Source organism: Mesorhizobium sp. CNPSo 4661, from assembly GCF_057784215.1.
The window spans coordinates 1-12650 of the sequence record NZ_JBWGIO010000005.1 but is presented as its reverse complement, the minus strand read 5'-3'; the positions used below and the strand labels follow the sequence as shown (position 1 = coordinate 12650).

The 12650-nt window shown below is 63.7% G+C and carries 9 protein-coding genes; 2 read left to right on the top strand and 7 right to left on the bottom strand.

Going from position 1 to position 12650, the window contains the following annotated elements; genetic code table 11:
• Window position 1: 1 nt before the first annotated feature.
• Window positions 2-1819 (bottom strand): hypothetical protein, encoded by a 1818-nt coding sequence (locus tag AC0YKC_RS08490; RefSeq protein WP_488510784.1) that lies wholly within the window; start codon window positions 1817-1819, stop codon window positions 2-4.
• A 70-nt stretch (window positions 1820-1889) separates the two neighbouring features.
• Window positions 1890-3188 (bottom strand): adenylosuccinate synthase, encoded by a 1299-nt coding sequence (locus tag AC0YKC_RS08485; RefSeq protein ID WP_320296460.1) that lies wholly within the window; start codon window positions 3186-3188, stop codon window positions 1890-1892.
• Between the two features lie 302 nt (window positions 3189-3490).
• Here AC0YKC_RS08485 and AC0YKC_RS08480 point away from each other — a divergent pair, with 302 nt between their 5' ends.
• Window positions 3491-4390, top strand: a complete 900-nt coding sequence (locus tag AC0YKC_RS08480) for a DMT family transporter (protein ID WP_320296459.1) — start codon at window positions 3491-3493, stop codon at window positions 4388-4390.
• A 97-nt stretch (window positions 4391-4487) separates the two neighbouring features.
• On the opposite strand, the gene serA is transcribed toward AC0YKC_RS08480, so the two are convergent.
• From serA to glmM, 5 genes are all read right to left on the bottom strand, one after another.
• Complete coding sequence (gene serA, locus AC0YKC_RS08475; protein ID WP_320296458.1) at window positions 4488-6089, bottom strand: phosphoglycerate dehydrogenase; 1602 nt, start codon at window positions 6087-6089, stop codon at window positions 4488-4490.
• 64 nt (window positions 6090-6153) lie between these two features.
• Entirely contained in the window at window positions 6154-7329 is a 1176-nt protein-coding gene (locus tag AC0YKC_RS08470; RefSeq protein ID WP_488510783.1) for a phosphoserine transaminase, read from the bottom strand.
• Window positions 7330-7517: 188 nt separating this feature from the next.
• Window positions 7518-8396: an outer membrane protein gene (locus AC0YKC_RS08465; RefSeq protein WP_488510782.1), complete on the bottom strand. Its 879-nt coding sequence runs from the start codon at window positions 8394-8396 to the stop codon at window positions 7518-7520.
• Window positions 8397-8604: 208 nt separating this feature from the next.
• Entirely contained in the window at window positions 8605-9417 is an 813-nt protein-coding gene (locus AC0YKC_RS08460) for an outer membrane protein (protein ID WP_434724341.1), read from the bottom strand.
• Between the two features lie 309 nt (window positions 9418-9726).
• Window positions 9727-11079, bottom strand: a complete 1353-nt coding sequence (gene glmM, locus AC0YKC_RS08455; protein WP_320296454.1) for a phosphoglucosamine mutase — start codon at window positions 11077-11079, stop codon at window positions 9727-9729.
• 368 nt (window positions 11080-11447) lie between these two features.
• Here glmM and AC0YKC_RS08450 point away from each other — a divergent pair, with 368 nt between their 5' ends.
• Entirely contained in the window at window positions 11448-12326 is an 879-nt protein-coding gene (locus tag AC0YKC_RS08450; RefSeq protein ID WP_488510781.1) for a hypothetical protein, read from the top strand.
• The last annotated feature ends 324 nt before the right edge of the window (window positions 12327-12650 follow it).

Below are 12650 nucleotides of genomic sequence, written 5' to 3'. Positions count from 1 at the left end.
TTCACCCCGACGTCTTCGCCGCCCAGGCCTTCAGCGCCTCGTCGAACACTTTTTCGCCCGGGATGCCCTTTTCCATGGTGAGCAGCGCGCGGCGTCCGGTCTTGTAGACCACCGGCACGTCGATCCACGCCTGCCCCCTCAGCAGCGTCAGGTTGGCGTCCTCGTCGGCCTTGGTGTCGTTGAGCGCGACGAGGAAGAAGCCGTCGCCGATCTTGGCCGGGAGGCCTATCAGCGGGCTGCCGGCATCCTGCTCCGAGCTCTTCATGGCGATGCGCAGAAGGCCGTCGACGCCGCCGCCGTCGAAGTCTTTCGGCGTCAGGAAAATCATTTCGATGATGTGGCTGGCCGGCAAGGTCTGGTCGGCGTTGCGCCGGATCGTCATGCGCAGCTGGAGGTTCTTGCCCGGGATCGTCGCCTCGGCGCGGATCGCCGGCTCCGGCGGCAGATCGCCGCCGGGCGATTCCTGCACCAGCGACCAGACGATGCTGCCCGGCTCGGCCGTGCCCTGCTGGGTGCTGGTGCGCTCCTCATAGAAGATCGCCTTCTGGCCGACCGGCAGGGTCGCTTCGGCTGTCGCCGGCGCGGGCGCAGCTGGCGTCGTGCCCGCGGCAGGCGGAGTTGTTCCAGCCGCCGGCGGTGTGGTGCCGGCCGCGGGCTGCGTTGCCGCAGCAGCTGGTGGTGGGGCTCCGGCCGCGGGCGGCGTCGGATTGGCGGCGTCGGTCGCCGGCGCAGCCGGCGTTGCTCCCGCGGCAGGTGCCGCGGGCGTTTGCGTGGCCGCAACAGGCGGGGTCGTCGCTGGCGCCGCCGGCGGCCGCGAGGTGAGCGCCGCGACGGATTCGCCTTCGCCGATCGTGGCCTGTCCGCCGGCCGGACCGGGATCGGTCTCCTTGCCCTCGGATGTCAGGCGCTGCGTGAACTTGGTCGTGTCGGCAGTCTCGCCGGTGCCGGACGCAGCCGGCGCCGCCGCCGTCTCAGTCGCCGGCTTGGCCGGAGCCGGCTTGACCAGCGGCTCGGTCGAGACCGTCTTGCTGCCACCGGCGCCAAGGCCGAAGAGCGAGCCGAACGCATTCTTGTTCAGCCATATGCCGTAGCCGCCGCCGGCCAGCACCAGGAGCGCGATGACGGCGGCGATCAAGCCGCCATAGCTGCGCTTGCGCTGCGGCGGCTGTGGCCGCAGGCGCTGGAAGGTATCGGCCGGCTGCTCGTCATTGGCAAAGACGTCGCCGCCGTCATCGGCATCGGCGGCGTCCATGCCGGCAAGGCCGACATCGTCGTCACGCGGCGAAGGCATCGGCGGCGGCGGCTTCTGCCAGGCTGGCTCCGCCTTTGGCGCGGTCTGCCAGTTCGGTTCCGTCCTTGCCGTGTTCTGCCAGGCCGGCTCGGTCTTCGCAGGGATTTGCCGCGCCGGCTCCGCCTTCGGCGCGCTTTGCCAGCTTGGCTCCGTCCTGGCGGGCGCCGGCGCCGGCTTGAACGGCTCGGATTTGAACGGATCCGGCTTGGCGGGCTCAGGCGCCGCCGGCTGGCGGGAGTGGCTCGGCTGGTTCTTGTTGCGATCGATGGAGGAGAAGATATGCTCCAGCTCCGCCAGCGGATCCTCGGCCGGAGGGCGTTTGACGTAGTCGCGCTCGACGCTGGAAATGGCGTCTTCCAGCGAGCGCTTCTGCTTGCTGACGACATCGGGCGCAAGCGGCGGAGAATACTCGGCGAGCTTCTTCGCCAGCACCGCGCGGGCACCGTCGTATATCTGCTTGCGCATCTCGAACGAAGGTTCGTCCTTCTTCGCGAGCTGCTTTTTCAGAACACTAACGAAATCTGCCATGCGTCAGGTGACCTGCATTCTTTTCCCGCCCGGCCGCAAATCAGCCATAGCGCCGGGAAGGGCTGTGAAACTAGTCTTGAAACGGATCGGTCACAAGTATTGTGTCGTCCCGCTCGGGGCTGGTGGAAAGCAGCGCCACCGGGGCGCCGATCAGCTCCTCGATATAGCGGACATATTTGACGGCCTGCGCCGGCAAATCGTTCCAGCTTCTGGCGCCGGCCGTGGTTCCCTTCCAGCCTTCGAGGGTCTCGTAAATGGGCTCGACCCGCGCTTGCGCGCCCTGGCTGGCCGGCAGGTAGTCGATCGTCTCGCCGTCGAGCCTGTAGCCCGTGCAGACCTTGATCTCGTCCAGCCCGTCGAGCACGTCGAGCTTGGTCAGAGCGATGCCCTTGATGCCGTTGACGGCGACGGCCTGGCGCACCAGCACGGCGTCGAACCAGCCGCAGCGGCGCTTGCGGCCGGTGACCACGCCGAACTCATGGCCGCGCGTGCCGAGGAACTCGCCGATCTCGTTCTTCTGCTCGGTCGGGAACGGTCCCTCGCCGACGCGCGTCGTATAGGCCTTGGTGATGCCGAGCACGTAGCCGATGACGCCGGGGCCGACGCCCGCGCCGGCGGCGGCTTGACCCGCGACCGTGTTGGACGAGGTGACGAAAGGATAGGTGCCGTGGTCGATGTCGAGCAGCGTGCCCTGCGCGCCCTCGAACAGGATGCGCTCGCCGGCGCGACGCTTGTCGTCGAGCACCTTCCAGACGCGGTCCATGTAGGGCAGGATCTCGGCGGCCACCGAGGTCAGCTCCTGCATGATCGCCTCATGCGTCGCTTCCGCATGGCCGAGCCCGCGGCGCAGGGCGTTGTGGTGCGTCAGCAGCCTGTCGACCTTCAACGGGAGCGTTTCCAAATCCGCCAAATCCATCACCCGCACCGCGCGCCTGCCCACCTTGTCCTCATAGGCGGGGCCGATGCCACGGCGGGTCGTGCCAATCTTGGTTCCGGAATTCGAGGCGGCGTCTTCGCGGAATCCGTCCAGCTCCCGGTGCAGCGACAGGATAAGCGCGGTGTTTTCGGCTATTTTCAGGCGCTCCGGCGTGACCTCCACACCCTGTTCCTTGAGCTTCTTGGCTTCGGCGACGAAAGCATGCGGATCGAACACCACGCCATTGCCGATGATCGAAAGCTTGCCCTCCCGCACCACGCCCGAGGGCAGCAGCGACAGCTTGTAGACCTTGCCGTCGACGACCAGCGTATGGCCGGCATTGTGGCCGCCCTGGAAGCGCACGACCACATCGGCCCGTTCCGACAGCCAGTCGACGATCTTGCCCTTGCCTTCGTCGCCCCATTGCGAGCCGACGACCACCACATTGGCCATGTTCTTTTCCCTTGAAATGCCGCGCGGGCGGCCTGAAACGACAGGCCTCTATAGCGTCAAGCGCAGGCCGGCGCGACCCTTTCTTTGCCGCCGAAACCATCCTTGGAGCATACCCCCGAAAGCGGGAGCCGGCTTTCGCAAAAGACCATGCCCCAGCCAGGAGTTGGATCGAAATGACGGCGCCGGCGAAACGTCAACCTGATCCAGGCACAACAAATTCCGGCCTTCGCATCATTTACTTGCCGCCGCCACCACTCTAGGCCGGCCTGAACCCTCGAACATCCTGCGGGGCCGGAACCTCCATGCATCGAGCCGCCTATCTGTTCCTTCTGTCGACCATGCTGTTGTGGGGCGGCAATTCGGTGGCGGGCAAGCTTGCAGTCGGCCATGTCTCGCCGATGACGCTGGTGTTCCTGCGCTGGGTGATGGCGGTGCTGATCCTGCTGCCCGTCGGCTGGCGGACGCTGCGCGAGGATTGGCCCGTAGTGCGCAGCCACTGGAAGCTGCTTGCCGGCCTCGGCGCCTGCGGCTTCACCATCTTCAACGTCATCTTCTACACGGCGCTCAACTACACGACCGCCATCAACGTCTCGATCGAGCAGGCAGCCATTCCGATCGTCATCATCCTGGCCAATTTTGTGCTCTTCAGGCTGCGCGTGCAGCCCCTCCAGATCGTCGGCGTCATCCTCACCATCGTCGGCGTCGCGCTGACCGCCAGCCATGGCGACCTCGGCCAGCTCCTGAAGCTCGACCTCAACTTCGGCGACGCCATCATGCTTGTCGCGGTGCTTTGCTACAGCCTCTATTCGGTGGGGCTGCGGCTCAAGCCGGCAATCCGCTGGCAAAGTTTCATGCTGGCGCTGTCGATCGCCGCGCTGTTGATCTCCTTGCCCTTCTTGCTCTGGGAGGTCGCGTCGGGCCGCGTCATCGTGCCGGACGCGCGCGGATGGGCGCTCACGCTCTATACGGCGCTTGGCGCTTCGGTCGTCTCGCAGGTCCTCTACATCAAGGGCAACGAATTGATCGGCGCCAACCGCGCCGGCCTGTTCATCAACCTGGTGCCGATCTTCGGCACGCTGCTTTCGGTGCTGATCGTCGGCGAGCAGTTTCAGGCCTATCAGGCTTTCGCGCTGGCACTTGTCCTCGGCGGCATTGCGCTTGCCGAATACAGCGGCAGCCGAGCAGTGTTGCAGTCGGGATGATATCTCGCGCCATGCGCAAAGCAGCCGTCAGCAACTTCGATCCATTGACGCCCCGCCCGCTGATGCAGACGGGGCGTTTTTTCATGTCAGTCGAGGATTACTCGCCGCCGACGTCGAAGCGCAGCCGCTTCGCCGAGTCGATCGACTTGTGCGCGCGCACCTGCTCCAGTACTTTTTCCGGGAAGGGCGCGTCGAGATAAAGCAGCGCGATCGCATCGCCGCCCGGCCGGTTACGGCCGAGCTGGAAGTTGGCGATGTTGACGCCGTTCTCGCCGCACACGGTGCCGAGCAGGCCGATGATGCCGGGCGCATCGGCATTGGTGGTGTAGAGCATGTGCTGGCCGACCTCGGCGTCGAGATTGATGCCCTTGATCTGGATGAAGCGCGGCTTGCCGTCGGAGAAGCAGGTGCCGGCGATCGAGCGCGTCCTGTGCTCGGTCGTGACGGTGAGCTTGATGTAGCCGTCGAACACGCCCGACTTGTCGCGCTTGACCTCGGCGACGATGATGCCGCGCTCCTTCACCATGATCGGCGCCGACACCATGTTGACGTCGGAGACCTGCGGCCGGATGAGGCCGGCAAGGGCAGCACTCACCAGCGCGCGCGTGTTCATCGTCGCGGTCGAGCCGTCGAACAGGATCTCGACCTCCTTGATCGGATCCTCGGTGACCTGGCCGACAAAGGCGCCGAGCACTTCGGCGAGCTTGACGAAAGGCTTCAGCCGCGGCGCCTCCTCGGCGGTGATCGAAGGCATGTTGATGGCGTTGGAGACCGCGCCCTTGATCAGGTAGTCGCTCATCTGCTCCGCGACCTGCAGCGCGACATTCTCCTGCGCCTCGGTGGTCGAGGCGCCGAGATGCGGCGTCGCCACGACATTGTCCATGCCGAACAGCGGGTTCTGCTCGGCCGGCTCCACCTCGAACACGTCGATGCCGGCGCCCGCCACCTTGCCGCTCTTCAGCGCCGCGACCAGGTCCGCCTCGACGACCAGTCCGCCGCGCGCGCAGTTGATGATGCGCACGCCGTCCTTCATCTTGGCGATCGCCGCCGCGTTGATGATGTTGCGCGTCTTGTCGGTCAGCGGCGTGTGCAAGGTGATGAAGTCGGCGCGGGCGAAGAGCTCGTCGAGCTCGACCTTCTGGACGCCGAGCTCCTCGGCGCGGCTGTCCGACAGGAACGGGTCGAAGGCGATCACATGCATCTTCAGCCCGACGCCGCGCGTGGCGACGATCGAGCCGATATTGCCGCAGCCGATCACGCCCAGCGTCTTGCTGGTGATCTCGACACCCATGAAACGGTTCTTTTCCCACTTGCCCGAATGGGTGGAGGCGTTGGCTTCCGGGATTTGCCGCGCCAACGCGAAGATCATGGCGACCGCATGCTCGGCCGTGGTGATCGAATTGCCGAAGGGCGTGTTCATCACGATGATACCCTTGCGGCTGGCGGCCGGGATATCGACATTGTCGACGCCGATACCGGCGCGGCCGACGACCTTGAGCCTGCTGGCGGCATTGATCAGCTTCTCAGTGACCTTGGTCGCCGATCGGATGGCGAGGCCATCATACTGGTCGATCACCTCGAGAAGCTTTTCCTTGTCCTTGCCGAGATCGGGCAGGTAGTCGACCTCGATGCCGCGGTCTTTGAAGATCTGCACGGCGGTGGTGGAAAGTTTATCCGAAACGAGAACGCGGGGCGCCATGGCGGCCTCCTTGAAGGGGATTGGATGTGTCGGAAAAGGTGGCGGCCGGAGGCCGCCACGGATTTCAGGCCGCTGCCTTGAGCGACGCCTTCTGCGTGGCGAAGGCCCAGTCGAGCCAGGGCACCAGCGCTTCGAGATCGGCGGTCTCGACGGTGGCTCCGCACCAGATGCGCAGGCCGGGCGGCGCATCGCGATAGGAGCCGATGTCGTAGGCGACGCCTTCCTTGTCGAGGGCGGACACGATGCCCTTGGCGAAGGCCGCCTGCCCGTCGGCATCGAGCGCCGTCACGTCCGGATCGGTGAAGGAGAGGCACACGGACGTGTTCGAGCGCGTCGCCGGATCGACGGCAAGGTGGCCGAGCCACGCCGACTTGTCGGCGAACCGGTCGAGCACAGCGGCATTGGCGTCCGCTCGGGCAATCAGCGCCTCGAGCCCGCCGATCGACTTCGCCCAGTGGAGCGCGTCGAGATAGTCCTCGACGCACAGCATCGACGGTGTGTTGATGGTCTCGCCCTTGAAGATGCCTTCGATCAGCTTGCCGCCCGAGGTCAGGCGGAAGATCTTCGGCAGCGGCCAGGCCGGCTTGTAGGTCTCCAGCCGGGCGACGGCGCGCGGGCTGAGGATCAGCATGCCGTGCGCGCCCTCGCCGCCCAGCACCTTCTGCCAGGAGAAGGTGACCACATCGAGCTTTTCGAAATCGAGCCTTTGCGCGAACGCCGCCGAGGTGGCGTCGCAAATGGTCAGGCCCTTGCGGTTCGCCGGAATGAAATCGCCGTTCGGCACGCGCACGCCGGATGTCGTGCCGTTCCAGGTGAAGACCACGTCGCGGTCGAAGTCGACCTGCGCCAGGTCGGGCAGTTGGCCGTAGCCCGCCTCGAACTTGCGCACATCGGCGAGCTTGAGCTGCTTGACGACATCCGTCACCCAGCCGGAACCGAAGCTTTCCCAGGCGACCATGTCGACGCCGCGCTCGCCGAGCAGCGACCACAGCGCCATCTCGACCGCGCCGGTGTCCGACGCCGGCACGATGCCGATGCGGTAATTCGCGGGAACCTTGAGGATTTCACGCGTCAGCTCGATCGCCTGCTCGAGCTTCGCCTTGCCTATCTTGGCGCGATGCGAGCGCCCGAGCGCGGCCTTCGACAGCGCCTCGACCGACCAGCCGGGGCGTTTTGCGCAGGGACCTGAGGAGAAGTTGGGATTTGCCGGACGGAGTCCGGGCTTCGTAGGTGTCGTCATCGTGGTCTATCCTTCCAGATAGTGGCCCCTCGTTGGGGAGGGGTGGCCCACGGATGGCGATATGCGCTCAGGCTGTCGGCGTCAAGAGCAAAGTCTTTGTCGCTGTCAGGATATTCCCTCACGAAAAGCAATGCGGCAAGAAACAGACGGCGGCACCGAAGAGAACCGCCGTCTGCGAGACGTCTGCGCTACCAAAGATCGTAACGCAAGCCGAGCTTGACAGTTTGGAAGTTCACGCCCTTGTGAACGTTGAAGAGTCCGTTGTCGTAGGCGACATACTGTGCGCTCGGGATCGAGAGATATTCGTAGCCTAGGTCGACCGAAACATTTTTGGTCGCCTGATAGGAGAGGCCGGCCGCTAGCGAATATGCAAAGTCATATCTGGATTTCGAGCTAACCTGCCCGGCATAGCCGGCAGGGTCATCGCAGTTGAATTGCGTCGTAGTGGTGGTGCCATTGCCGACGACGCTGCTGTTCGACGGAACGCAATTTTTCGCGCCGATTGAGCTGGCGTATTTGTCGTAGACAACGCCGGCGCCGGCGCCGATATAGGGTGTGATACCGACATAGGTGCCGAGATCGACGTAGCCGTTGGCCATCAGGCTATAGGCCTTGTTCAACGCGCTGTTGGATCCCTTGCAGGGCTGTGTAGTGCCCGCAACAGTGTTTTGGCTTGTTATCGTTCCGCTGGTGTTGTCGACGATTGTCGTCGTTGTTGATCCGCTACACGTGGTGTCTACACTGTCGCCGAACTTGTTTGACGGCAGGATCCCCAGGTTCAGGTCGGCGCGAAGATAATCGTTGAAATGATAGCCCATGCCGACGCTGGCATCGAACAGCGTCTGGCTGTGTGAAAAGCCCGGATTGTTGCTGGTGTCATCGAACGGATGGCTGAAGGCGTAGCCGACGTCGCCGCGCAGGTACCAGCCCGAGCCGACCTCGACCGGCTGATAGTCCGGCGCCTGGTCGGCATAGACCGGCGGATCGTAATCGGCCGAAACCGCCTGTGTCGCCGGCATCAGCACGATTGCGGCGAGCGCCAGTGCGATACGCGATTTTAATGTCATGGTCCCCGGCTCCTGAAGTTGGCGCCAGTCGCGAGCGCGAGCAGAGCTGCCGTTTCAGGAAGCATTGTTAACCATAGTGGTTAAGTGCCGGTTAAGGATAACAGCCAGTTACCGAATTGATTTCGATCGATATTTACCGGCGTTGCATAAAACAAAAAACCGCCCGGCTGATGCCGGGCGGTTTTGAGTTCCAGGATTCAGGAAGCGATTACTTGGTGTAGATCGGTTCTGGCTCCGGCTGATAGGCGACCGGTGCCGCGCAGCCATTGTTGCCGCTGAACTGGTAGCGCAAGCCGCCGCGCACTTCATGGGTGTTGATGCCGTGGTCGAAACCTGGTCCGGAACTGCTCGTATCAAACTCGAACATGCGGCCGCCCTCGATATGTGTGAAGCGGTAACCCGCGTCGAGGATTACCCTGTCGGTCAGACAGTAGGAGGCGCCGGCCATAAGCGCGTAGGCGAAGCGCCAGTTGGACGAGCCAGGATTGGTCTCGGTGGTGTTCGGATCATGGACTGTGTCCCATTTGACGTGTGCACCGCCGATGCCGGCGCCGATATAAGGCGTGATGCCGTGCCAGGTGCCGATGTCGACATAGGCATTGGCGAGCAGCAGCAGGGCGCTCATCTTTGAAACTTCGGTCGACGTTGTAAGCAGATCCGAGGTCTGGCCGTTGAAGTTCGACTTGAACCAGTAATCTGCGGTCAGGTCGGTGCGGAGATAGCTGTTGATCTTATAGCCGACACCACCACCCAGCGAGAAACCGCCCTTCAGATGGCCGAAATCAAAATCGTTGCTGCCGGGTGGCGGCCCATATGTAATATAGTCGATGCCACGCAGGCTCGATTTGTGATAGTCGAGATCGCCGCGGATGTACCAGCCGCCGACATCGATGGGCTGCTGCTCGACCACCGGCGGCGGCGCTTCTTCAACCTGCGGCGCTGGGAGATCGGCCGCGAAGAGCGGCCCGGCCATCCCCCCGAACAGCGCGGCAAGCAATGCCATTCTTGCTGTCTTGAACATTCTGTCACCCCTAAGAAGCCTCGGGACGACACCCGCCCGAAGATGATTGACCTCGGGTTTGGATAATGAATTGCAAAGGTTAAAAGCCGTTTAACCGTACCGATTAACCACGAATCCATACAATTCTAGCTAGAGACCGAGTGCGGCGCGCCGTCCGTGTGGCAAGCGAAAAGCCCGCCGAAGGGCGGGCTCGCATATCGACCTGAGCGTGAAACGGTCAGGCTCGGCGACTTCGCCGTAGCTTTCCGCCCAATTGCGGAAAACAGAGAGATAGAGCGGTTCGGCGTTTGCGTGAAACGATGAAGCGTTCTAGGCGGCGCTGCGGGTGTCCTGAAGGATGCCGACGATATCGTTGACGACCGCTTCGACCAGTTGCGGATCGTCGCCTTCGGCCATGACGCGGATGAGCGGCTCGGTGCCCGAGGGCCGGATGACGAGGCGGCCGGACGTGCCGAGCCGGTTGCGCCCTTCCTCGATCGCTGCCTTGACCGGCGCTTCCTCCAGCGGCTTGCCGCCCGAGATGCGGACATTCTTCAGAAGCTGCGGCACCGGCTCGAACTTCTTCGACAGCTCGCTGACCGGACGGTTCTGCCGCTTGATGCAGGCCAGCACCTGCAGCGCCGAGACGAGGCCGTCGCCGGTGGTCGAGAAATCGGAAAGCACGATATGGCCGGACTGCTCGCCGCCGACATTCAAGCCATGCGCGCGCATATGCTCGACCACGTAGCGGTCGCCGACCTTGGTCCGGTGCAGCTGCAGCTTCATGTCGCCGAGGAAGCGCTCCAGGCCGAGATTGGACATCACCGTGGAGACGACGCCGCCGCCGGCCAGCCTTCCGCTCTGGTGCCAGGATTCGGCGATCAGCGCCATGATCTGGTCGCCGTCGACGATCGCGCCGTTCTCGTCGACGATGACGACGCGGTCGGCGTCGCCGTCGAGCGCGATGCCGATGTCGGCGCGCACCTCGTGCACCTTCTTCTGCAGGCCGGCCGGATGGGTCGAGCCGCATTCCTTGTTGATGTTGAAGCCATTGGGCTCGACATTGATTGCGATGACCTCGGCGCCCAGCTCCCAAAGCGCGGCCGGCGCCACCTTGTAGGCGGCGCCGTTGGCGCAGTCGACGACGATCCTGAGACCCGAAAGCGACATCGAGCGCGGCAGCGTGCGCTTGGCGAATTCGATATAGCGGTCATGCACGCCATCGACGCGCTTGGCCCGGCCGAGCCCGTCGGAATCGGCGAGCGCCAGCTCGATGTCCTTGTCGAGCATGCCCTCGATACGCTCCTCGATCTCGTCGGAGAGCTTGTAGCCGTCGGGCCCGAAGAGCTTGATGCCGTTGTCGTAATAGGGATTGTGCGAGGCCGAGATCATCACGCCGATGTCGGCGCGCAGCGAGCGCACCAGCATGGCGACCGCAGGCGTCGGTATCGGGCCGAGCAGGAACACGTCCATGCCGGCGGCACAAAGGCCCGCCACCATGGCGTTCTCGATCATGTAGCCGGAAAGCCGCGTGTCCTTGCCGAGCACGACGCGATGACGATGATTGCCGCGCTGGAAGGAGAGCCCGGCCGCCATGCCGACTCGCATGGCAATCTCGGCCGTCATCGGAAATTTGTTGGCGCGTCCGCGGATACCGTCGGTGCCGAAATACTGACCTGCCATGTGCCTTACAGTCCCTGTCGGTTTTTCAGCCGCCCGTATTGCCACAATTGGGCCGCATCCGATCATCAAATTTCGTCATTATATATTACCAATCCTTAGAAAATCATTGTCGCGGGCTGTGCAAGTGATTCGACAGCCTGCCACCGCCTTTTACTTGGCGGCTCTGCACCTGCTCAAGCCAGGCTTTTCGGTGCCCTATCCACCGGTTAACCTTGGCTATCGACACGCCGGCAAGCAATTCATCACCTTATCAGGATCAACACACTTTGTGACGGTATCAATGCCGGGAGCATCTGGCGCAGCCGGACATTGAGAGCTATTGATTCGGCATAGGGACACTTAATGGCGGCAGCAAGGGAGAAAACGCCATGCTTATTCATAGACTTGCAGCTTTGACGGGGATCGCCGTCGCAACCTTGTTCCTGGCGGCGCCGGCCAACGCGCTGACCATGGCCGAGTGCAGCACCAAGTATAACGCGGCCAAGGATGCGGGAACGCTCTCTGGCCAGACCTGGAACCAGTTCCGCAAGGCCCAGTGCGGTACCGACGCTTCCGCCGCGACCGACACCAAGGCGACCACTGACGCCAAGGCCGCGACCGATACGAAGGCAGCCGACACCAAGCCCGCCAAGAAGACGAAGGCGGCCGCCGCCGCTTCCGACGACGCGGCCAAGGGCCTGAGTTCCAAGGAATGCAGCGCCAAGTACCAGGCTGCGAAATCCGCCGGCACGCTGAACGGCATGAAGTGGAACGACTTCCGCAAGGCCGAGTGCGGCCCTGGCGCAACCGCGGCGGCCGCCACCGCGCCCGCCACCGACACCAAGCCCGCCAAGACGACCAAGACCTCGACCGCGACTGCCGACGGCGGCAAGGGCCTGAGCATGGCCGAATGCAGCACCAAATACCAGGCTGCGAAAACGGCGAACACGCTGAAGGGCATGAAGTGGAACGACTTCCGCAAGGCCCAATGCGGTGCCAGCGCCTCGGATGACGACACCGCGCCGGCTCCGACCGAAGCCACCTACACCAGCGAACCGGAAAAGCCGACCGCTGTTGCTCCGAAAGGCGTGACTTTCCCGAAGGCCATCTCGCCGAAATTCGCGACCGAGACCCCGGCCAAGGGCCGCATGCATACCTGCCTCGAGCAGTATTATGCCAACAAGGATGCCAACACGCTGAACGGCCTGAAGTGGATCCAGAAGGGCGGCGGCTTCTACAGCCTCTGCAATGCCAAGCTGAAGAGCTGATCGCCTAGCTTCAATTCCCGGAAAAAGGCCCGCGCATCGCACGATGCGCGGGCCTTTTGTTTGCGGCTCAAGAGAGGAAGCGCGGTCGCTGCCGGTGCCAATCTCCTCCCTCGTGGGGGAGATGTCCGGCAGGACAGAAGGGGGCGTGAAGGATCGCTACTATGCAGTCGTCATTCTAGAGCGGGATGGGATTACCACCGGTCATATCCAGAGTTTGCGAAGTAGTTTGAGCACTCGATCGGTGTGACACCGTTGAGGATCTGTCCGATCGCCTGGCAGACGGTTTCGACCGTGCGACTTGCGGCCTTTCTGAGCCAGTGCTTG

Coding starts and splice junctions, on each gene's coding strand:
- AC0YKC_RS08490 (WP_488510784.1), bottom strand. CDS start 1,819: ATGGCAGATTTCGTTAGTGTTCTGAAAAAGCAGCTCGCGAAGAAGGAC.
- AC0YKC_RS08485 (WP_320296460.1), bottom strand. CDS start 3,188: ATGGCCAATGTGGTGGTCGTCGGCTCGCAATGGGGCGACGAAGGCAAG.
- AC0YKC_RS08480 (WP_320296459.1), top strand. CDS start 3,491: ATGCATCGAGCCGCCTATCTGTTCCTTCTGTCGACCATGCTGTTGTGG.
- serA (WP_320296458.1), bottom strand. CDS start 6,089: ATGGCGCCCCGCGTTCTCGTTTCGGATAAACTTTCCACCACCGCCGTG.
- AC0YKC_RS08470 (WP_488510783.1), bottom strand. CDS start 7,329: ATGACGACACCTACGAAGCCCGGACTCCGTCCGGCAAATCCCAACTTC.
- AC0YKC_RS08465 (WP_488510782.1), bottom strand. CDS start 8,396: ATGACATTAAAATCGCGTATCGCACTGGCGCTCGCCGCAATCGTGCTG.
- AC0YKC_RS08460 (WP_434724341.1), bottom strand. CDS start 9,417: ATGTTCAAGACAGCAAGAATGGCATTGCTTGCCGCGCTGTTCGGGGGG.
- glmM (WP_320296454.1), bottom strand. CDS start 11,079: ATGGCAGGTCAGTATTTCGGCACCGACGGTATCCGCGGACGCGCCAAC.
- AC0YKC_RS08450 (WP_488510781.1), top strand. CDS start 11,448: ATGCTTATTCATAGACTTGCAGCTTTGACGGGGATCGCCGTCGCAACC.